Here is a 20,059-nt window from a genome sequence, read left to right as displayed (position 1 = left end):
GTATTCTAAGTAACCTTGGTGCCGAATGACAGAGCACAGGCGTTAACAACCTGTCAGCGCTTGATAATTTACCCCCAAACCCCAATGCTATAGGCATTCGGACATTCAAGCCCGAGGCCGGGCCTGTCCTCCATCAGAATAACCAACGGGAGTTGCTATGAATTTTACTCTGAGCAGTAAGCCCATTTCGGATACCAAAGCGGATTGCCTGGTTGTTGCCCTGCCGGAAAAAGGTGACTGGCCTGCCTCCACGACCCAAGCAAACGAAGCCCTGGGCGGACTGATCAAGACCCTGCAGAAGAACGGGGATGCTACCGGTAAAAATGCAACCACCCTGCTCGTTCCACTCGAAGGCCGGCCCTGGGCTCGCCTGCTGGTCGTTGGCACCGGCGCCGACAAGGATCGCTCCCCCGCCAACTACCGCAAGTCGCTGATCGCCATGGCCAGCCAGATCAAGGATGGCCCATCCAAACACGTACTGGTCGGCCTGAGCGACACCCTTGTCACCGGTGACGACGCCACCAGTTCGGAAACGGCACGCCTGAACCTGATCGGCCGCACCCTGGAAGAGCAGTTCTACCGGTTCAGCGAATTCAAGAGCGAGAAACCATCACAACGCAAACTGACGAAGGTGACCGTTGCTGCCTCCTCCGCCGGAAAGGCCCTGAAGGACGCCTTCAATCTTGGTCTGGCTACCGGCCGTGGTATGAATTTCACCCGGGATTTGGGCAACACACCGCCGAATATCTGCCATCCCACCTGGCTGGCTGAGCAGGCTGAGAAACTGGCCAAAGACAACGACGTCATCAAGACCGACGTGCTGGACGAAAAGCAGATGCAAAAGCTGGGCATGCACAGCTTACTGTCCGTGTCTGCCGGCAGCGCCCAACCCGCCAAACTGATCGTAATGGAATACCGTGGCGGCAAGGCGAAAGACAAGCCTTACGTCCTCGTGGGCAAAGGCATTACCTTTGACACCGGCGGCATCAGCCTCAAGCCCGGCGAAGGCATGGATGAAATGAAGTACGACATGGGTGGCGCCGCCGCCGTGTTCGGCGCCATGAAAACCATTGCCGAGACCAAACCGAAAATCAACGTGGTTGCCGTAATCGCCGCCGCCGAGAACATGCCCAGCGGCACTGCGACACGCCCGGGTGACATTGTTACTTCCATGTCTGGCCAGACCATCGAAATCCTGAACACCGACGCAGAAGGCCGCCTCGTACTGTGCGACGCCCTCACCTACGTCAAGAAATTCGACCCGGAAGTGGTCGTCGACATGGCCACACTGACTGGCGCCTGCATCATCGCCCTGGGCAGCCATGCCACCGGCCTGCTGAGCAACAACGACACCCTGGCCAACGAACTGCTGGCCGCTGGTGAACGCGCTGGCGACCGCGCCTGGCGCCTGCCTCTGTGGGACGAATACCAGAGCCAGCTCGACAGCAACTTTGCTGACATGCAGAACATTGGTGGTCGCCCGGCCGGCACCATCACCGCTGCCTGCTTCCTGTCCCGGTTCACCAAGGACTACCCCTGGGCCCACCTGGACATTGCAGGTACTGCCTGGCTCTCCGGCAAAGCCAAAGGCTCGACTGGCCGCCCGGTACCCATGCTGGTCGACTACCTGATGTCCCATGCCGGAAAGTAATCCGGGCTCACAGGATGAACGGAACCAGTCCTACTGGTTCCACATCCTCGCCCAGAATACCCCTGCGGCTCGCAATCTCCATACCGCCAAACTGGTGGACAAGGCGCGCCAGCAGGGAGACCGCGTGGGCGTCGTCTGTGACACCATGCAACAGGCTCAGGAACTGGACGACCTGCTCTGGAACTTCAGCCCCGAGGCTTTTATACCCCACAGCATCGTGCCGGACTCCGCCACGACCTGCACTGATCCCGTTGGGATATTGCTTTGCCAACCGGTAGCGGAAGACTGGGACACGGTGATCATCCTCTCATCCACCCTGCCTGCGGACGCAGACCGGTTTAAACGATTGGCGCTGGTTGCCCATAACGACGAAACGGTGTTGAGTCAGGCACGATCGCATTTCAAGCAGTTACGGGCATTGGGAATTGAGCCTCGAGTGCATGACCAAAGGAAGCGGTGAGACGTAAAACAGGCTCACAATCATACCCAGACAAAACCATTGAACACAGCCGAGACAACTCGGACTCCATAAGGGTATGGGGGTAGTTTGAATTTCGGACAGCAAAAAGGTGTCTGAGCGCAGCGAGTTCTTTTTCTTTCCGAAATTCAAACTATCCCCATGCCCCTGCACCCCAAGGTTCGCCGCAACCCAAGTGAGCATGTATAATCAGACGCCTTGAATTTCCCTTGTGAATCAACCAAACGGTCACCAGCAGAAACCCATGGAAAAAACCTACCAGCCAGAAAACATCGAGCGCCAGTGGTACGAAAACTGGGAGTCCAAAGGGTACTTCCGCCCCCGTTCAGAAAAGGCGGAGGGGGGCGAAGGCGAATCCTTCAGCATCGCTATCCCACCGCCCAACGTCACCGGCAGCCTCCACATGGGCCATGCGTTCCAGCACACCATTATGGACACGCTCACCCGCTTCAAACGCATGCAGGGCCGCAACGCCCTTTGGCAGGTAGGCACCGACCACGCCGGTATCGCCACCCAGATGGTGGTTGAACGCAAGCTCGCGGCGGAAGAAGACAAAACCCGTCATGACCTTGGCCGGGAAGAATTCATCAAGCGCATCTGGGACTGGAAGGCACATTCCGGTGGCACCATCACCGGCCAAATCCGCCGTCTGGGTAACTCGGTGGACTGGGACCATGAGCGTTTCACCATGGACGACGGTTTCTACAAAGCCGTGCAGGAAGTGTTCATCCGTCTGTACGACGAAGGCCTGGTCTACCGTGGCAAGCGCCTGGTCAACTGGGACCCGAAGCTGCATACCGCCATTTCCGACCTTGAGGTCGAGAACAAGGAAGAGAAAGGCTTTTTCTGGCACCTTCGCTACCCGCTGGCCGACGGCGAAAAGACGCAGGATGGCAAGAACTATCTAGTGGTGGCGACTACTCGCCCGGAAACCATGCTTGGCGATACTGCTGTGGCCGTGCACCCGGACGATGAGCGCTACCAGCACCTGATTGGCAAATTCGTTGACCTCCCGCTGGTAGGCCGACGCATTCCCATTCTCGCCGACACCCACGCCGACCCTGAAAAAGGCAGTGGCTGCGTCAAGATCACCCCCGCCCACGACTTTAACGACTACGCCGTGGGCAAGCGCAACAACCTGGTAATGATCAACGTCATGACCCAGGACGCCTGCATCCGCGATGTAGCCGAAGTGGTCAACGCCGATGGCACTGAAAACACCGATGTGGACGGCAGCCTGCCGGCTGCGTACGCCGGCCTTACCCGCGAACAGGCCCGCAAGCAGATCGTGGCGGATATGGACGCCGAAGGCCTGGTACAGGAAGTCGAAGACCACGTGCTGAGCGTTCCCCGGGGCGACCGCTCCGGCCTGATCATCGAACCCATGCTGACCGACCAATGGTTCGCCGACGCCAAAACCCTGGCAAAGCCGGCGATCGAAGCGGTCGAAGACGGTCGTATCCAGTTCGTGCCCAAGCAGTACGAAAACATGTACTTCGCCTGGATGCGTGACATCCAGGACTGGTGCATCTCCCGCCAGCTTTGGTGGGGCCACCGTATTCCTGCCTGGTACGACGCCGAGGGCAATATCTATGTCGGCCGTAGTGAAGAGGAAGTGCGCCAGAAACACAACCTTGCCGCCGACCTGCAGCTGAACCAGGACGACGACGTGCTCGACACCTGGTTCAGCTCCGCCCTGTGGACCTTCGGCACCTTGGGCTGGCCGGAAATCACCGAGCGGCTGAAAACCTTCCACCCCACCAACGTTCTCGTGACCGGTTTTGACATCATTTTCTTCTGGGTGGCCCGGATGATCATGATGACGATGCACTTCATGAAAAACGAGGACGGCACCCCACAGGTACCGTTCAAGACCGTGTATGTGACCGGCCTGATCCGCGACGAGCACGGCGACAAGATGTCCAAGTCCAAGGGCAACGTGATTGACCCACTGGACATGATCGACGGCATCGAGCTCGATGACCTGCTGGAGAAACGCACTGGCAACCTGATGCAGCCCAAACTGGCCGAGAAGATCGGGAAGCGCACCCGGAAGGAGTTCCCGGAAGGCATTACCGCTCATGGTACGGATGCCCTGCGTTTCACTCTCTCCGCCATGGCGACCACCGGCCGCGACATCAACTGGGACATGAAGCGCCTTGAAGGCTATCGTAACTTCTGCAACAAGCTGTGGAACGCTGCCCGTTACGTGCTGATGAACACCGAGGGCGAGGATTGCGGCGTCAACGGTGAGGCCGTGGAATTGTCGCTGGCAGACCGCTGGATCATCAGCGAGCTGCAAACCTGCGAGCAGGACGTGATCCGCCATCTTGACCAGTACCGGTTCGACCTGGCCGCGTACGCCCTGTATGAGTTCATCTGGAACGAATACTGCGACTGGTACCTGGAACTCTCCAAGCCGGCGTTGAACGACGACAACGCCAGTGCGGAAGCCAAACGTGGCACCCGCCGCACCCTGGTACGGGTGCTGGAAGCGGTCCTTCGCCTGGCGCACCCGATGATGCCGTTCATCACCGAAGAAATCTGGCAGCGCATCGCACCCCTGGCCGGTAAGAGTGGTGACAGCATTATGCTGCAACCCTTCCCCCAGCCAGATGCCAACAAGCAGGACTCTGCGGTAGCCGCCGATATTGAATGGCTGAAAGGCGTGATTGTCGCTGTTCGGAATATCCGCGGCGAGATGAACATCTCCCCGGCAAAAGCCATCCCGGTGCTTCTGCGTGGTAAAAACCCAGACGACAAACGCCGCTTGGACGAGAACCGACAGTTCCTGTCATCACTGGCGCGCCTGGACAGCCTGGAATGGTTTACCGAAGGCGAAGCCCCCATGTCAGCCACCCAGTTGGTTGGCGAGATGGAAGTGCTGGTGCCCATGGCCGGTCTGATTGACAAGGATGCCGAACTCAAGCGACTGGACAAGGAACTGGAGCGACTGCAAAAAGAAGTTGGCCGACTGGAAGGAAAACTTGGCAACGAGAAATTCACTGCCAAGGCGCCCGCAGAGGTGGTAGAAAAAGAGAAGGAAAAGCTCAGCGATGCCCAGGGCAGCATGAGCCGGCTCAGCGAGCAACGGGCCGCCATCGAGGCCATGTAACCCATGGCCACGCCAGGGAATAATCAGGGGCTGTCCGGGAATGGCCGCATCGCCATTCTCGGAGCAGGCTCCATGGGCCAACTCTGGGCGGGCTACCTGCCCACCGGGACGGTAACGTTTATCCCTCGTCGCAAGGTTACCCCGGAAACAGGTAAACCCGCACTGACTTACACGTTCCGGCGGTTCGAAGGCCCGGAGGAAGTTGTCACAGTTCCCTACCTGCTCGCCACCGAGGCACCCCCCTCACTGTTGATGGTCACCACGAAGGCGGGCGATACGCTCGGTGCCATTGAATCCAACCTCCATGACCTTTCCCCAGATACTCCCATCGTCCTGTTCCAGAACGGCTTGGGCTGCCAGCAAGCGGTCGCCGAGCGTTGGCCACAACGACCGATCCTGGCCGCCAGCACCACCGAAGGGGCGAACCGCCCAGCACCAGGCTGCACAGTCCACGCCGGCAAAGGCGAAACCTGGGTTGGCCCATTAACCAAGAGTGCGACGACGCATCTGACGCAGGTAGTAACGGCGCTTGGCACCAGCGGGTTGACGGTTCACGCAGAGCAAGACATTCAGAGGCGGCTGTGGGACAAACTGATCATCAATGCGGGTATCAATGCCTTTACGGCAATCCTCGACTGCCCGAACGGTGACATCCTCGCCGACCCGTTCTACCGGGAACACATCGATGAGTTGTGCGACGAAATCTCGAAGGTGATGAAGGAGGATATTGGAAAAGCCCTGCCATCAATCACAATTCGCGAACGCATCGAAACGGTTGCCCGCAAAACGGCGCGGAATACCTCATCCATGCGCAGCGACAGGCGGCGGGGCCGCCCTACCGAAATTGACTTTATCAATGGATATATCGTCGGGCGCGGGCATGCGCTGGGCGTTGATGTTCCGACAAACCAGATGCTGACAAACTGTATTAAACAGCTATCGCCATAGATCTCAGGAGCACACCCTTCAGATCCCGAATGTCAGACCCTGAACGCTTCCACGAGGCGCTGCAGGGATGCAGTCAGTTGTGACATTTCCCGTGACGATGCCAGGGTTTCCTCGGCGTTATCTGCCGTTTTCTCACCCAGGACACTGATCTGTTCAACGTTGGTATTGACGTTTTTCGCCACGGCAGACTGCTCCTCGGCCGCCTGTGCGATCTGGTGGCTCATATCAACAATGGTCGAAATCCCCTGGGCAATCCGGTCCAGCGCTTCCGTCACTTCCGCCGATTTCTTCACCGTGGTTTCAGTCACGTCATGGCTGTTGGTCATGGCCGCAACGGCTTCCTTCACGCCGCTCTGCAACCGGGTGATCATACCCTCGATTTCCTCAGTCGATTTGTGGGTACGCTGTGACAGTGAACGTACTTCGTCTGCCACCACCGCAAAACCACGGCCCTGCTCACCGGCGCGCGCAGCCTCGATGGCCGCATTCAATGCCAGGAGATTGGTCTGCTCCGCAATCGCCTTGATTTCGACCAGAACCTGGCTGATGTTATCGCTGTCGGCGTTTACCCGGTTGATGACATCAACCGCGCCGGAGATTTCGGTGGCAAGACGGTTGATGGTGGCGACGGTATCCGCAACCACTCCGCGGCCTCTCTCGGTATCCTCTTCAGCCGCGCCAGCGCTATCAGACACGCGATGAGCACTCTCAGTAACCTCATTGACCGCTTCCACCATCTGGTTCATGGCTTCGTTGATCTGGCCGGACTCCTCCATCTGCCGCGCAACGGCCTCGCTGTTCGCAGCCGCGGTATCGTTGACACGAGTGGCCTGCCGATCGACGTCCGATGTAGTGCTGCTCACTGAGCGGATCAATTCGGCAATCCGGTCCGTCATGTTGTTGAACTCGGTAGTCAGCTCACCCAATTCATCACGATTATCCAATTGGATGTGAGTCGTCATATCGCCCTCAGCCACGGACCTTGCTGCCGTGCTGAAACGATTAATAGCCGTACGTACCGACATAAAGAAGCCGACGTAGAGGTAAACCACCACCAACAGGACAATTACCAATGCGGCAATAATCAACTGCCGTTGCTGCAGCTCGCCCTCCAGGCGTGAGTTCAGGTTTGCGCCAACGACGTCAAAAATTCCAGCCTTGAGCGCATCGTAATGGGCAAGCTGGTTTTCGATGGTGCGGTTGAAATCCCGCCAGGGTAACTCGAGGCGCATGGGCGTGATGATGTTGGCATCCAGCTCGTCACGCACAACCACCAGACTCTCGAGAATGCCCTCGACAGCATCACCTGTCGTTTTCTCCAGGGTCGGCGATGCATCCATCGATACGGTCAGTGCAGGCCCGAGCAGTGATGCGCGGTTGGTCAGTTCGTCATAGATTTCATTAAGAGCGTCACTGAGATTGTAGCCCACCTGCCCGTCGATGAGCGCAAAGGTCCCGAACGTCCTGGCCCGGCCAATGATGCTGCGGGCATCCGGCAGCGACTCACGCAAAAGCCCCAGAAGCAGCAGGTTTTCCCGGGATGCGTCCTGCCCCAGGCCGGAAATTTCAATGGTCGCGGACAAGAGCGCCCGCACTTTCTGGACGAACTCCTGATAATACTTGAACTGGGGGTCGATATTGCCCTGATAACTGTCAGTCGATTTGAGTGTTTGCCACTCTTCCACCAGCATCGCCACCTGCTGGGACCAGTTACCGGACTCATCAAAACGAGCCTCTGCGTTAACCAGTTCCTCAAGAATTCTATCAATCGTTTCTGACGACTCTGCGGACTGTGAGAGCAGTTCATTGTCATCCTTGATCTTGCCGGGGGCACGAAAATCCCGGTATGCCATGGACTCTGCCAGCAGCGTATCCACCTTTTCGAGCTGCTCCAACCCCTCCACGCCCCGGGTCATGGTATCAACCGACCGGTTCAGTTCACTGATAACCAACCAGGAAAGGGCAATAATGGGAAGCAGGAACAACACACTGATCAGGCTGAATTTGTAGAACATCGGCAGCCGATTCATCAGCGCTACTGCAGGCTTGATAAGCTGGTTCACGTGTACCCCCACAGAAAGCATCGAAAGGATGGAACTTTATTCTATTTGTTTATATTGTCGACTAAAGTACTACAAACTTGAGTGTTTTTCGGCGTAAAAATGTAATTTTTGTCAAAATGTCGTGATCAGCGCACACCGGCAATAACCAGCAGCGCAAGGATGCAGATCCAGACCAGCATGCTTCGGTTCAGCAAATCCCGGATGGCCTCCAGGCTGCGGCCACCAAAGCCCGCCCATTCGTCCGGATGGATCTTTGAGAACCGTTCCGGGTCCAGTGCATAGCCCGTCAATGCCGCGCTCGCGGCGCCCATCAATAGCTGGTTGGTTCTGAGGCTAAAATCAAACAGTCTTCGTTTCCCTTCTTTCATCCAGCCGGCAAGATCACCTGCGACTCCAAACGTGAAGGACAGTAGTCGTGAGGGAAGCCAATTGAGTATCTCCGCCAGCGCGGCAAACCCTGGTCTCGCTGCCACCTGCGGCCAGTGATCCCTTAACGCGACAACTCCCCTCGCAAAGAAGGCAGCCGCAATACCGCCAACGGCATACCAGAAAGCGACCAGAAAAAAACGCTCGAAGACGCTGACCATCAGCGTTCGTGACAAAGCCAGATGCATCTCATCGGGCGACGTTGCCGCGCCCCGTTCCTCAGCCGGTAAAATATCCATAACGTGATGCCAAGCGGACTGCATGTCGCCCCTGGCCCAGGATTCACTGTAAACCTCCAGGCGCGCCCGCCAACCCGGCGCACCCATCAACAACACCATCAGCAAAAACTCCAATGGATACGCGGCCATGCGCCAGCCAATGGTGTGCAGATAGTACTCCCCGGCGGCCAGAATCAGCGAGGGCACAAGAATAATAACCAGCCCCTTCCATAGGCCTGCCTCGTTACCAGACCTTTCAGCGCCTCCCCGGTTAAACGCGGAACGCCACAACGTCTCAGAAGACCAGGCGTTGGCCGCATCCAGCTTGCGTCTCACCAGGTAAGCGAGCAGAAACACCACCAATACCATCAGTTATCCGCTCCGTTGCCACGCCCTGTACCAAGCAGTTGCCGATATCGGGGCCAGTCAAAAGCCGGGCCTGGATCGGTTTTGCGACCGGGTGCGATATCGCTGTGCCCGGTGATCCTCTCTGGCGTGATGGCCGGCCACGATTTCATGATCAATGCTGACACGTCAGCAAGCACCTCATACTGAGCTGCGGTGTATGGAATGTCATCCGCGCCCTCCAGCTCAATGCCGATTGAATAATCGTTGCACTCTTCCAGGCCCTGAAAGCAGGACCGCCCGGCATGCCACGCGCGCTCCAACAAGCTGACGAACTGAAGGCATTCGCCATCCCGGCGGATCAGCAGGTGTGACGAAACCTTCATATCGGCGATGGTCTCGAAATAGGGGTGCTCTGAGGGGGACAGTTGGTTGCAGAAAAACCGTTCGATGGCATCGCCTCCGAACTGCCCGGGAGGAAGGCTGATGTTATGAACAACCAACAGGGATATTGCCGCCCCTTCGGGGCGTTTGCCAAAATTTGGAGACGGGCACCAACGGGCGCCGGCTACCCAACCGGTCGTCCGTAATCCGGCGACAGCCGGTGGCGACAGGTCAATGGTGTTGCGCGAAGGGATGGTTTCAGACAATGTGGTTCCAACAGGCCGGGGCGAACAGACCGGACCACCGATGCGTTCGCCGTTGTTGCTTTGATGCCCCTGATTGAAGCACAAAGTCTCCGGTCTTGCTATACGATCAGTCCTTGCGGCTACTGCGAAGGTTGTCGATGATGGATTCCAGCGCCCGGTCGAATATCAGGCCGTCGTCCAACATGGAGATCTCATCCGCAGCGAGCGCCAGTGCGAGGTTTTCACGCTGATATTCCGCCACCTTGGCACCACTGCGATTAACGAAGATGTACTTGCCCGTCGCCTTGATAAACGCGGCCAGCTTGCAGCGTGTTTTGTTGCCATCACGGGTCAGCTCAACCCAGGAGCCAACACGAAGGCCATCAGCCCGTTCCAGCCATTGAAGCTCGACATTTGCCCCGGAGCTCTCGACCAATTCCTCTGCAGCCGGCTCTTCAGGGCTTGGCACGGGGCTAGCAGATACAGACGTGGTGGCGTCCGAGGGCTCGGAGGCGCCTGCCATTACGCGCTCAGTCGTTCGCTCCACTTTCTCTGGAGCTTTGGGCGCGGTATCCGACATATCCCTGGAGACCACAGACGGTTCCGCCTCCACCTTTTGGGTCGCAGCCTGAGGTTCAGGTTCGGGCGCCACAGCAGGGCGGGTTGTGGTGACAAGGCGCTGGAACACGTCCACGTGAGCCAGTTCAAGGTCTCTTATGGCGGCGTCGGTGGCAAACGGGTCCCACGAAATTTCCTGCAGGGCGTTTCTCAGACCGTCCACGATTCCCGGAATCGACCGCAGCAGCTCGCTGCGAGTGTTGTCGTTGATGGGCCTGGGATCAACACTCCATACGAGTTGCCGGGTAAGGTCACACGCCTCATCCCAGCGCTCACTGTCTTCACCCTCACGCAGCACGATCCACTGTAGATACTTTGCCCACGCCTCATTCAACAGTGTGACGACCGGAGGAGACAGATCCCGACCGGTAATCTGTTCGTTCAGCAGGTTCTCAGACGCTTTGGATGCCCGCTCCTGCTTGGCCCTGCCTTCCTCAGCATCACGCAGACGCTGCTCCACGAGCTCCCTGCGACGACGGTCCAAATCCATGAAATGGCCGAAATCGCTGAGCAACTCACTGAAAATATCGACGTTGTCGGTAAATTCGTTAAGCACGCGATCAACCACCGACTCGATCTTGTCTCGTAGCGGATCACGCTGGCCGGCCTTTTTCTCGGTCCAACCGATAGCAGACATGGCCAGTTCATTCAGCAGCTTCCGTACCGGATGTCCGCCCCGGTTAAAGAAATTGTTGTCGCTCAACGCCACCTTGAGTACGGGAATCTGAAGGCGCCCGATCACGGACTTCATCACCGGATGGAGCTGACGGTCTTCCAGGATAAAATCAAACAACATCGACACGAGATTGATAACGTCGCTGTCCACTTGGCCGACATCATGTTTCTTCCCGGTTTCCGACCGGAACACCTGCTGTAGTTGCTCTGACAGAGGCACAACCTCACCCTGCCCCCAATGGACTGACTGAGACTGGATTTCGTGAAGCCGTGTCATCAGTGTACGGGTATCGAGCGCGCCGGCGCTGGGCACACCACTGTTTTCTGTGCCGTACTCGCTCGAACTCTGCCCCTGGTGCAACAGAGCACTCAGTTCAGAAAACGTTGCCCGCACATCGTCGGATGGCGTCGTGAGCGGCCCCGACGCATCTGACTCCGAGCTCGCTGACAGCGTCCCAGCAGTCCGCCCCCCAGCCGGGGCGGATTTGCCAGACGCGCCCTGGCCACCGACCGGCGGGCGACGCATGTCGGGCAGCACCCCTTCGGCGATCAGGGTTTTGTTGGCATCCTTGTAGAAATCACCCAGAACCCCCACCAGTAAGCGGTCAAACAGTTTAAGCACCACCAGCTTGGCACGGATATCGATATCCAGATCGGAACAGGCTTCCGCAACCCCTCCGCAGATCACCTCCGGGCTCAGGGGCATCTGGCTATCTTCCAGACGCACCGAGGGCAGCAGGTGAGCAACCCGCACATTCAGCAGGCGTATAACCTCCGCGTGTTGGTTGCGCAGTTTGTTGATCAGGTTGTCGATAGCGACCTGCTGCTCCAGATCGGAATGGTCCAGCAACGCCAGCGAGTCCTGGTCCACCTCATCCAGGGTGCCACTGCCACCACCCGGCTTGAACGAGCCGATGTCATTGAACGCGCGGCTGACGTACTGCAGCACCGACACGGTCATGTTCTTGCGCCGCAGCCTCAACTCACGCATGGCGTCAAAGTACGCGGTCTGATCCTGGTTGGTTCCAGCCTTGTCCGCCAGCTCAAAAAGCGCGTCGTCCGCCTTGTCGAAAAAACCAGACAGTACAGACTTCAGTGACTGACCCGATACGTCACGCAGGCGCACCAGAGAGCCCGGCAGGGAAAACCTGTCAGGAAGCTTCTGGCCTTTGAGACTTACAACCTTGTTATCCTGCGCCATTCGGCTGCTCCGGGTGATAGCTGGAGAAATGTGTTATTGCACATCTTAGGCCTTACCCACGTCACCTTGTGTCAGAATTTGTCACCTTTTGTGTCTAAGTGATGGTTGTCACAGTTTAGCACCCCCACCTTTCCACGTTTGGCGAATCTGGCTGTGGCCTATAGAATCACAACCGCACACCCAACGTGCCTCCAAACCGCCACTGAACAACCGGAAATTCTGCCATGATTCCAGCCGAACTGCTTCGCCAGTCCCGCATTGAAACCGTTGCACAAAGCCTGCGTGAAGACATTGGAGATGGCGACATTACTGCCATGCTGATTCCACAAGCGCGCATCAGTCGCGGACATGTCATTACCCGGGATGCCGCAACCATTGCCGGACGCGCATGGGTTGAGGAGGTGTTCCGGCAGGTGGACCCGGGGGTCACCCTGAGCTGGCAGGTGCAGGACGGAGACGAGGCAAGCCCCGGCCAATCGCTGTTTTCCATGGAAGGCCCGGCTCGCAGCCTGCTCACCGCCGAGCGCTCAGCCCTGAACTGGCTGCAGTTGCTGTCCGGCGTTGCCACCACATGTGCCGGCCATGCCCGCCGTGTCGCCCATACCGGTGTTCAGCTACTGGATACCCGCAAGACCTTGCCTGGCCTGCGACTGGCGCAGAAATACGCGGTCACCTGCGGTGGCTGCCATAACCATCGCATTGGTCTGTGGGATGCCTTCCTGATCAAGGAAAACCACATTGCCGCCTGTGGCTCCATTGCGGATGCCGTCAGAGAGGCCCGCCGACTTGCCCCTGGCCGGCCGGTGGAAGTGGAAACCGAAAATCTGGAAGAACTGGATCAGGCCCTGGCCGCAGGCGCGGACATCATCATGCTGGATGAGTTCTCACTGGAGGATATGCGCCAGGCGGTTATTCACACGGCTGGCGCCGCAAAGCTGGAAGCGTCCGGCGGCGTCAACAGCGGGACACTGGTGCCGATTGCCGAGACCGGTGTCGACTATATCTCTATCGGAGCACTGACCAAGGATGTCAGGGCGGTGGACCTGTCCATGCGCCTAGACACCCACGACTGATTCGGCCGGAGGCCCAGTTTACACGCTCAGGTCTGATTACGATTACACGCTCAGGGCTGTCCGGACAGCAGGCGGTCCATTTCTTCCAGCTTGCTAATCAGGGCGGCCCCGGACTCTTCCCTGCCCCTGAAGTGCTCTTCCGCCATCGGTGCCATACCTGACACCTGAGGCAGGGGCTGACCGCCCTCAATCAACACTTTCATGCGGCTGACAAAGACGAACTGCAGCCACTGGGTAAACTCCAGCGTGTCCACGGCAAATGGCTGGGCACTCTGCAGCGCCTCTGGCGATGGAGGCTCGCTCTCCCAAGCATCAATTCGCCGCAACTCAATCTCTATCTGAAGCAGGCTGTCCGCGACACAGGTGGTATGGTCGGACGAATTCGCCATAGATACGCTCACTCTCAATCTGCCAGGGGTTCCAGTTCAACGGTTTCGCCATGAAGCACTCGGTACAGGTCTTCATACTGCCGTGTCAGCGGATGTTTCGGTGCCATATGAATCAACGGTTGCCGGCTCTGGTGCGACTCCTTCATCTTCACCGAGCTGGACAACCTCACCGGCAATACGGGCAGGCCCTCGTCCATCAGCTCACGCACCAGCTTCTTTGGCAGGCTGGCGCGGGGCTGGAACTGGTTTGCGACAATACCTTCGACCACGAGGTCTTCGTTGTGGTCTTCCTGCAGCTCCTGAATCTCGTGAAGGATGCTGTAGAGGGCCTGACGGGAAAAATCATCGCAATCGAAAGGGATAAGGCATCGCTGCGCCGCAATCAATGCGGATCGAGTGTAGAAATTGAGCGCCGGCGCCGTATCAATGTAGATTTCGTCAAACGACTCACCGAGTTTCTTCAGCGCTTCTCTCAGCTTGTAAATCTTGTGCTTGGCTTCCAGTTTGCGCTCCAGAAAATCCAGTTCCGGGCTGGAAGGCATAACAAACAGGTTGTCGAAGGGAGAGGCGTGGACAAACTCGTCAGCGCGCCGATTAAACACGGTAAACGCTACCGTCTGCTCAAGGTAGTCGGCAATGGTATCCTTGAGCTCGCCCGCGGGCCTACCCAGCAGGTAGTGGGTGGAATTACCCTGGGGATCAAGATCGACAACCAGTGTTCGTTTGCCCCGGGCGGCGCTGATCGCGGCCAGGTTACAGGTGATACTGGACTTGCCGACGCCACCTTTTTGGTTAAACACTACTCGTCTCATGCTGCTTCCTCTGACAGTTTCCCTGCGAATATAACGCCCTACCAGCCCAACACCGACTTAACGAACGGGATCGTCAGTCGTCGCTGGGCGCGTAATGAGTTTTCATCCAGGCGATCCAGAATGGCCAGCAGATCGGCCAGTTTCCGGGGTGCTCGCCTGAGTATGAATACGGCCACATCATCACTGAGGACAAGGCCGCGCTGCTCCGCCCTCGCCATCAGTATCCTCAGGCGATCATCGTCGCGATAGATGCCCAATTGAATGGTCAGGCCATGACTCAACCGGGACACCAGGTCCTGCAACCCGAATGGCAACGACGCCGGCAGTTCCGACAGGCTGACGACCATCAGGTGCCCATGGTCATTCACCCGATTGTACAGATGGAAGATGGCCTCTTCCCAGTTTTCCTGGCCCGCAATGAGATCCAGGTCATCCAGGCAGATCACTGACTGGCCTTCCAGCCCTGAGAGCGAGTCGGGCCCCAAGGGCAACAACTCCTCCATGCTGACACAAACTGCACTCTGTTGGTTTTGCTCCGCCAGATGACAGACCGCCTGCAACAGGTGGCTTTTGCCAGTGTCTGCGTCGCCACAGACGGCGATGACGGGTACAACACCAACCTGCTCGCAGGCAGACTTAAGTCTTGCCGCGGCATCGGCATTCCGGCCACCATGAAAATTATCAAAACGGGCGTCGTCTCGAAGCTTGACCCCCAACACCAGCTGTGACGCACTCACTGCCTCTTTGCCCTCCATGCCCTCAGACTCCATACGCCGATATAGTGCGCACCGCTGAAAATGGCTGAGGCCGCCACCAGCAGAATGCCAACGTCCATAACCCACGGTTGCATCGGCAAATCCGCCAGCAGAATGATGATCGCGAGGGCCACCAGAATCTGGATCAGGGTGTTAAGTTTGCCGGGCAGGCTCGGCTGCATTTCAAAGCGACCGACACCGTAATGAAACGCCAGCCCACCACACACGATCAGGAGATCCCGGCCCAGCACCAACCAGAACAGCCAGGCCGGGAGTACGCCAGTTATAGCCAGCATCAGATAGGTGGTGATCAGCAGTGCCTTGTCCGCCAATGGGTCGGCAATGGCGCCAAGCCGGGTTCGCCAGTTGTAGTGACGAGCTAGGAAACCATCAAAGGCATCCGTTGCGGATGCCAGAAAAAATATCACCAGGGCAAAACGATATTCCTTGGCCATAAGGGCTGCCGCAAAAGGAGCAATCAGCAAAATGCGCAAAAACGTCAGCGCATTTGGAATCCAGCGCCAGCGGTGCGTCATGACATGACTCCCCTAATACCGAACACCGCGATATTATTCCCCGTCTTCCGACTCGACGATGGAGGCAGGCTGCCAGCGGTAATGAAGCACCTGATAGAGTGACTCGAACGCCTGTTCTGACTCTTCCTCGTTTGCCAGTAGAGGCTGGTAAACGAACAGCGGGTTGGCGGAGGCCGCAGCGCTCTCCGTGCTCTGTTCCGCCAGTGCAATACCGCCTTGCGGGGCCTGCTGCACCGATTGGGCCTGCGCCTGACCACCGGGTTGACGCTCATCACCTGTGGGCATGCGTGAGACCTCGGCGTCTGAAAGCGGAACCAGCCGCGGGTCCAGGGCAATGTACTGCTTCAGCTGCTCCATCTCCCCTGAAAAGGCAACCCTGAGCGTCAGTTGGTCCTTCCGCGCTCTGGTGGCACCCGCATCGACCACGGGCGACAGGTTTTTGAGAACCCCATTCACACGGGCGTAATCCTTCAGATTGCTGACTCCATGCACAACGATGTCCACCTGTGGAGACTCGCCGACATCACTGCCCGCAACCGCATAACGATCGGCAAACATTTCCGCCCAGCGCCCGACCACGGCAGCAGCCAGAGCTTGCGGCGTGTCGGCGGTCACCGATTGCTCCGTACTATCCAGCCCCATACCGTCAAACACCCATCCGGCACGCCACTGTGATCCGGAACGGCTGACCCGTACCAGCGACATCAGGTCATGCTCCATATCCTCGGACGATCTGCGAACACTGGATGTAAACTGTCCCCATATGTCCGACAACAGTTCACGGTCGTCCCGGTATCTTGCGGGAGGAAGCCCCACCGGCAAACCCCGGTCAACCGCCGCGTCCTGAAAAACGCGACGCCACTGTTCGTCGGCGCCCGTCCCTGTACTGTCGCTTCCCTGATGAACCAAGGTACGGCGCCCGCCTTCTTCGACCGCGATCCAGGCCAGCGTCAGCGGCCGATTCGCGCCCCAGACCGGTGCATCCGCGGACGCCAGCGCACGGTTGACGCCGACCGCGCCGAAGCTCATCCGTAGCCTGTGATTTCCCGTATCGGAGCGTAAGAACTGGTAGGACTGAAGCAGCGATTCGGCGTTCGCCAGGAGTTCTTCAACGCCTTCGTTGCGCAGCACGTCGCGGGTGCCGGAAACGCGTACAAACACCCGGCTCAGGCCGTCCGCATAGCCCTGCTCAAGTTCCTGTGGCTGCGAGCCAGCGACGGGCACTTCCACCGAGTAAAGGCCGGTAACGGTAACAGCTGCCGCTGGCGCGGCCATCAGCGCCAGTACGCCAAACAACCGGAGTGACTGACGGACTATCCGCGCTGCCTGCATCGAGATTTTTCCTGAGTCTGGCATGAAACACCCTGCGATTCGTCTTAATGGCGCATAGGATACACCAAGCCCCCTGGTGTGAGTAGCTAACCGGGATTGCAGAAAGTCAATCCGGCGCCACACTGCCTAAAGGATGACAAACGGGGCAATTGCATTTGGAGCGCCGTTCCGCACCTGTTAAAATCCGCCGCCTGTCCCACTGTCCAAACGGTTAAGCACACCATGAGCGAACAGAAGCCCTCTCTCACCTATCGTGATGCCGGCGTTGATATTGATGCCGGTAACGAACTCGTCGACCGCATCAAGAATACCGCGGCGCGCACACGTCGCCCGGAAGTCCTTGGCGGCCTCGGTGGCTTTGGCGCCATGGTGGCTATTCCCCCTGGCTACAATGAGCCGGTGCTGGTATCAGGCACCGACGGCGTCGGCACCAAGCTTCGACTCGCCATGCAACTCCAGAAGCACGACACCATTGGCATTGACCTTGTGGCCATGTGTGTCAACGACCTGGTAGTAGGCGGCGCGGAACCCCTGTTCTTCCTGGACTACTACGCTACCGGCAAGCTGAATGTCGACGTGGCCGCCCAGGTTGTCGACGGCATTGGCGCTGGCTGTGAACAGGCCGGCTGCTCCCTGGTGGGTGGCGAGACGGCGGAAATGCCGGGTATGTACGAAGGGGACGACTACGATCTGGCCGGTTTCTGTGTGGGTGTGGCAGAGCGCAGCGAGATCATTGATGGCAGCCGCGTGCAGGCTGGCGACGTTCTGCTCGCCCTGGGTTCTTCCGGCCCGCATTCCAATGGTTACTCCCTGATCCGCAAGATCCTGGAAGTCAGTAACGCTGACCTGAACCAGATGGTTGCCGACGTCACCCTCGCGGATGCCCTGATGGCGCCCACCCGCATTTATGTGAAAAACCTGCTCCAGCTCGTCCGCGAAGTGGACGTTCGTGCACTTTCCCACATCACCGGCGGCGGCCTTCCGGAGAACATTCCCCGGGTTCTGCCTGACGGCATGGTAGCAGCCATCGATACGGACAGCTGGCAGCTACCCCCGGTGTTCCAATGGCTGAAGGATGCCGGCGGCGTTGCCAGCGAAGAAATGTACCGCACCTTCAACTGTGGCGTCGGTATGGTTGTATGCATCCCCGCCAACCAGCGCGAACTGGCCCTTGATACGCTGAACGCTCTGGGTGAAAAAGTCTGGCAGGTCGGCATCATTGAAGCCTCTGACGACGCCACGGCCTCTGCATCAGTACGTTATGCGCCAGGGCTGTTGTCGGCATGAAGGCAGATTCCGTAACCGCCCCACGCATCCTGGTCCTGGCTTCCGGCAGCGGCACCAACCTCCAGGCCCTCATCAACGCCAGCCGGGAGCGGGACTTTCCCGGCCAGATCGTTGCGGTAGGGTGCAACCGCCCTGGCGCCTTCGCTCTGGAGAGGGCAGCCCAGGCCAACATCGACACCTTCACCGTGGATCACACCCATTACGGTTCCCGCGAGGAGTTCGACGGCGCACTGATGGCGGAGATTCGCCGTCACAACCCGGACCTGATCGTCCTGGCGGGCTTCATGCGCATCCTGACCACGGATTTCGTGCGGGCACTGCGTGGCACCATGCTGAACGTGCACCCTTCCCTTCTGCCCAAGTACACCGGGCTGAAGACCCATCAGCGTGCACTGGACGCTGGCGAAACAACCCACGGCGTGTCCATTCATTTTGTCACCGAAGAACTGGATGGCGGGCCGGTGATTGCCCAGGCAGAAGTGAGCATATCCCCGGACGACACCCCGGAATCCCTCGCCGAGAAAGTCCAGGAGAAAGAACACGTGCTTTACCCGATCGTAGTGCGCTGGTTCTGTGAGGGACGCATTCAACTGGGCACCGACTATGTAGTGTTCGACGGTCAGCCACTGAATCGACCGGTGGTACTTCCGGACGAGAACTCAGCAGCCTCGGCCTGAGTAAACTTATCGTCATCTCCGGAAGCAACCAGTCACGCTAGACTGTTCAGTGACAGATCTGCCATTGCAACCGGAGGAGTCGCATGCCCCTGAAATTCAGCCTCACAGCGTTGCCCGCCCTGTTAACCGGGGCGCTGCTTCTCGGAGCCTCGCTCGCACACGCCTCGGACGAGCAGGAGGACGTTACCCTCCAACCCATGAAGCTCAGCTACAACGCCTCCCTGGACAAGGGCATCTCCCTCAATGGTGACGCCCGCCGCATCCTGGAACAACGGGACGATGGCACCTGGCATTTCAGAACCGACGTGGATTCCTTTGTTGCAGACATTGACGAATCGCTGATCTTCCGCTGGGAAGACAATCAGGTGGTTCCCCTGCGTTACCGCTACAAGCTCTCCGGCCTCTTCATCCGGGACCGTGAGGAAGCGATCGATTTTGACTGGGAAAATAACGTGGTCAGTGGGCATCACGAAGGCGATAAGTTTTCGATGAAGCTGGAGAAAGGCGCCATGGACCCCATGGGCTATCAGCTGCAGCTAAGCCAGGACATCAAGGCCGGCAAGCGCGAGATGGAATACCGCGTCATCGACAAGGGCGACTACGACACCGACAAATTCGCCGTCGTTGACGAGGAAACCGTGCGCATCAACGGCGACGACATCCGCACACTTAAGGCCGAGAAAGTTCGCGACAGCGACAGCAAACGCGAATCCCTGATGTGGTTCGCGCCGGAGCGTGACTATCTGCTGATTCGCTTCCTCCAGGTAGAACCTGACGGCAGCGAGTACGAACTGACCATCAGCGACGCCAGGGTGGGCCACTAGAGCGGTG

17 protein-coding genes are annotated in these 20,059 nt (G+C 58.3%); 8 read left to right on the top strand and 9 right to left on the bottom strand.

Annotated elements, in window-relative coordinates; genetic code table 11:
* Window positions 1-157: 157 nt before the first annotated feature.
* The 4 genes from AXW11_RS03840 (at window position 158) to AXW11_RS03825 (ending at window position 6,192) form a co-directional block, all read left to right on the top strand.
* Complete coding sequence (locus AXW11_RS03840) at window positions 158-1,651, top strand: leucyl aminopeptidase (protein ID WP_091643913.1); 1,494 nt, start codon at window positions 158-160, stop codon at window positions 1,649-1,651.
* Complete coding sequence (locus AXW11_RS03835) at window positions 1,638-2,111, top strand: DNA polymerase III subunit chi (RefSeq protein WP_075195264.1); 474 nt, start codon at window positions 1,638-1,640, stop codon at window positions 2,109-2,111. The genes AXW11_RS03840 and AXW11_RS03835 overlap by 14 nt, the downstream gene beginning before the upstream one ends.
* Window positions 2,112-2,373: 262 nt before the next feature.
* The gene (locus AXW11_RS03830; protein ID WP_041335022.1) at window positions 2,374-5,244 is read left to right on the top strand and encodes a valine--tRNA ligase; all 2,871 of its coding nucleotides are present in this window, start codon (window positions 2,374-2,376) and stop codon (window positions 5,242-5,244) included.
* Between the two features lie 3 nt (window positions 5,245-5,247).
* On the top strand, window positions 5,248-6,192 hold the full coding sequence (locus tag AXW11_RS03825; protein WP_052479538.1) for a ketopantoate reductase family protein: 945 nt from the start codon (window positions 5,248-5,250) through the stop codon (window positions 6,190-6,192).
* Window positions 6,193-6,224: 32 nt separating this feature from the next.
* Here the strand turns inward: AXW11_RS03825 and AXW11_RS03820 are convergent, their stop codons facing one another.
* The 4 genes from AXW11_RS03820 to AXW11_RS03805 form a co-directional block, all read right to left on the bottom strand.
* Window positions 6,225-8,276, bottom strand: a complete 2,052-nt coding sequence (locus AXW11_RS03820) for a methyl-accepting chemotaxis protein (protein WP_177190653.1) — start codon at window positions 8,274-8,276, stop codon at window positions 6,225-6,227.
* Between the two features lie 104 nt (window positions 8,277-8,380).
* Window positions 8,381-9,268, bottom strand: coding sequence for a CobD/CbiB family protein (locus AXW11_RS03815; RefSeq protein WP_036206711.1), 888 nt, complete (start codon window positions 9,266-9,268; stop codon window positions 8,381-8,383).
* On the bottom strand, window positions 9,268-9,858 hold the full coding sequence (gene ampD, locus AXW11_RS03810; protein WP_258955224.1) for a 1,6-anhydro-N-acetylmuramyl-L-alanine amidase AmpD: 591 nt from the start codon (window positions 9,856-9,858) through the stop codon (window positions 9,268-9,270). Before ampD ends, AXW11_RS03815 begins: the two co-directional genes overlap by 1 nt.
* A gap of 142 nt (window positions 9,859-10,000) precedes the next feature.
* On the bottom strand, window positions 10,001-12,367 hold the full coding sequence (locus tag AXW11_RS03805; RefSeq protein ID WP_091643916.1) for a DUF1631 domain-containing protein: 2,367 nt from the start codon (window positions 12,365-12,367) through the stop codon (window positions 10,001-10,003).
* A gap of 224 nt (window positions 12,368-12,591) precedes the next feature.
* Here AXW11_RS03805 and nadC point away from each other — a divergent pair, with 224 nt between their 5' ends.
* A complete protein-coding gene (gene nadC, locus AXW11_RS03800) occupies window positions 12,592-13,440 on the top strand; it encodes a carboxylating nicotinate-nucleotide diphosphorylase (protein ID WP_041335018.1) in 849 nt (282 codons plus the stop codon).
* Between the two features lie 50 nt (window positions 13,441-13,490).
* On the opposite strand, the gene AXW11_RS03795 is transcribed toward nadC, so the two are convergent.
* From AXW11_RS03795 to AXW11_RS03775, 5 genes are read right to left on the bottom strand one after another with little or no spacing between them, the layout of a single operon-like run.
* Window positions 13,491-13,829, bottom strand: a complete 339-nt coding sequence (locus AXW11_RS03795; protein ID WP_041335016.1) for a YqcC family protein — start codon at window positions 13,827-13,829, stop codon at window positions 13,491-13,493.
* A gap of 14 nt (window positions 13,830-13,843) precedes the next feature.
* Window positions 13,844-14,641 carry a ParA family protein gene (locus AXW11_RS03790; protein WP_036206700.1) on the bottom strand — a complete coding sequence of 266 codons (798 nt, stop codon included), beginning with the start codon at window positions 14,639-14,641 and terminating at the stop codon, window positions 13,844-13,846.
* A 38-nt stretch (window positions 14,642-14,679) separates the two neighbouring features.
* Complete coding sequence (hda, locus tag AXW11_RS03785; RefSeq protein ID WP_041335014.1) at window positions 14,680-15,396, bottom strand: DnaA regulatory inactivator Hda; 717 nt, start codon at window positions 15,394-15,396, stop codon at window positions 14,680-14,682.
* Window positions 15,375-15,932 (bottom strand): CDP-alcohol phosphatidyltransferase family protein, encoded by a 558-nt coding sequence (locus AXW11_RS03780; protein ID WP_036206696.1) that lies wholly within the window; start codon window positions 15,930-15,932, stop codon window positions 15,375-15,377. The genes hda and AXW11_RS03780 overlap by 22 nt, the downstream gene beginning before the upstream one ends.
* Window positions 15,933-15,965: 33 nt before the next feature.
* On the bottom strand, window positions 15,966-17,264 hold the full coding sequence (locus AXW11_RS03775; protein ID WP_091643919.1) for a DUF2066 domain-containing protein: 1,299 nt from the start codon (window positions 17,262-17,264) through the stop codon (window positions 15,966-15,968).
* A gap of 222 nt (window positions 17,265-17,486) precedes the next feature.
* On the opposite strand from AXW11_RS03775, the gene purM reads away from it, so the two are divergent.
* From purM to AXW11_RS03760, 3 genes are all read left to right on the top strand, one after another.
* Window positions 17,487-18,551: a phosphoribosylformylglycinamidine cyclo-ligase gene (gene purM / locus AXW11_RS03770; RefSeq protein ID WP_091643922.1), complete on the top strand. Its 1,065-nt coding sequence runs from the start codon at window positions 17,487-17,489 to the stop codon at window positions 18,549-18,551.
* The gene (gene purN / locus AXW11_RS03765) at window positions 18,548-19,228 is read left to right on the top strand and encodes a phosphoribosylglycinamide formyltransferase (RefSeq protein ID WP_085681091.1); all 681 of its coding nucleotides are present in this window, start codon (window positions 18,548-18,550) and stop codon (window positions 19,226-19,228) included. Before purM ends, purN begins: the two co-directional genes overlap by 4 nt.
* 83 nt (window positions 19,229-19,311) lie before the next feature.
* The gene (locus AXW11_RS03760) at window positions 19,312-20,052 is read left to right on the top strand and encodes a DUF3108 domain-containing protein (RefSeq protein WP_091643925.1); all 741 of its coding nucleotides are present in this window, start codon (window positions 19,312-19,314) and stop codon (window positions 20,050-20,052) included.
* Window positions 20,053-20,059: the final 7 nt, after the last annotated feature.

Source organism: Marinobacter sp. Hex_13 (genome assembly GCF_001566815.1).
Classification (GTDB): domain Bacteria; phylum Pseudomonadota; class Gammaproteobacteria; order Pseudomonadales; family Oleiphilaceae; genus Marinobacter; species Marinobacter salarius.
This window is presented reverse-complemented; position numbering and strand designations above follow the sequence as displayed.

Bases quoted from the DNA above. Each gene is read 5' to 3' on its own strand.
- AXW11_RS03840 (WP_091643913.1), top strand. From the start codon at position 158: ATGAATTTTACTCTGAGCAGTAAGCCCATTTCGGATACCAAAGCGGAT.
- AXW11_RS03815 (WP_036206711.1), bottom strand. From the start codon at position 9,268: ATGGTATTGGTGGTGTTTCTGCTCGCTTACCTGGTGAGACGCAAGCTG.
- AXW11_RS03835 (WP_075195264.1), top strand. From the start codon at position 1,638: ATGCCGGAAAGTAATCCGGGCTCACAGGATGAACGGAACCAGTCCTAC.
- AXW11_RS03830 (WP_041335022.1), top strand. From the start codon at position 2,374: ATGGAAAAAACCTACCAGCCAGAAAACATCGAGCGCCAGTGGTACGAA.
- AXW11_RS03820 (WP_177190653.1), bottom strand. From the start codon at position 8,276: ATGCTTTCTGTGGGGGTACACGTGAACCAGCTTATCAAGCCTGCAGTA.
- AXW11_RS03825 (WP_052479538.1), top strand. From the start codon at position 5,248: ATGGCCACGCCAGGGAATAATCAGGGGCTGTCCGGGAATGGCCGCATC.
- purN (WP_085681091.1), top strand. From the start codon at position 18,548: ATGAAGGCAGATTCCGTAACCGCCCCACGCATCCTGGTCCTGGCTTCC.
- purM (WP_091643922.1), top strand. From the start codon at position 17,487: ATGAGCGAACAGAAGCCCTCTCTCACCTATCGTGATGCCGGCGTTGAT.
- nadC (WP_041335018.1), top strand. From the start codon at position 12,592: ATGATTCCAGCCGAACTGCTTCGCCAGTCCCGCATTGAAACCGTTGCA.
- AXW11_RS03775 (WP_091643919.1), bottom strand. From the start codon at position 17,264: ATGCAGGCAGCGCGGATAGTCCGTCAGTCACTCCGGTTGTTTGGCGTA.
- hda (WP_041335014.1), bottom strand. From the start codon at position 15,396: ATGGAGGGCAAAGAGGCAGTGAGTGCGTCACAGCTGGTGTTGGGGGTC.
- AXW11_RS03760 (WP_091643925.1), top strand. From the start codon at position 19,312: ATGCCCCTGAAATTCAGCCTCACAGCGTTGCCCGCCCTGTTAACCGGG.
- AXW11_RS03790 (WP_036206700.1), bottom strand. From the start codon at position 14,641: ATGAGACGAGTAGTGTTTAACCAAAAAGGTGGCGTCGGCAAGTCCAGT.
- AXW11_RS03795 (WP_041335016.1), bottom strand. From the start codon at position 13,829: ATGGCGAATTCGTCCGACCATACCACCTGTGTCGCGGACAGCCTGCTT.
- AXW11_RS03780 (WP_036206696.1), bottom strand. From the start codon at position 15,932: ATGACGCACCGCTGGCGCTGGATTCCAAATGCGCTGACGTTTTTGCGC.
- AXW11_RS03805 (WP_091643916.1), bottom strand. From the start codon at position 12,367: ATGGCGCAGGATAACAAGGTTGTAAGTCTCAAAGGCCAGAAGCTTCCT.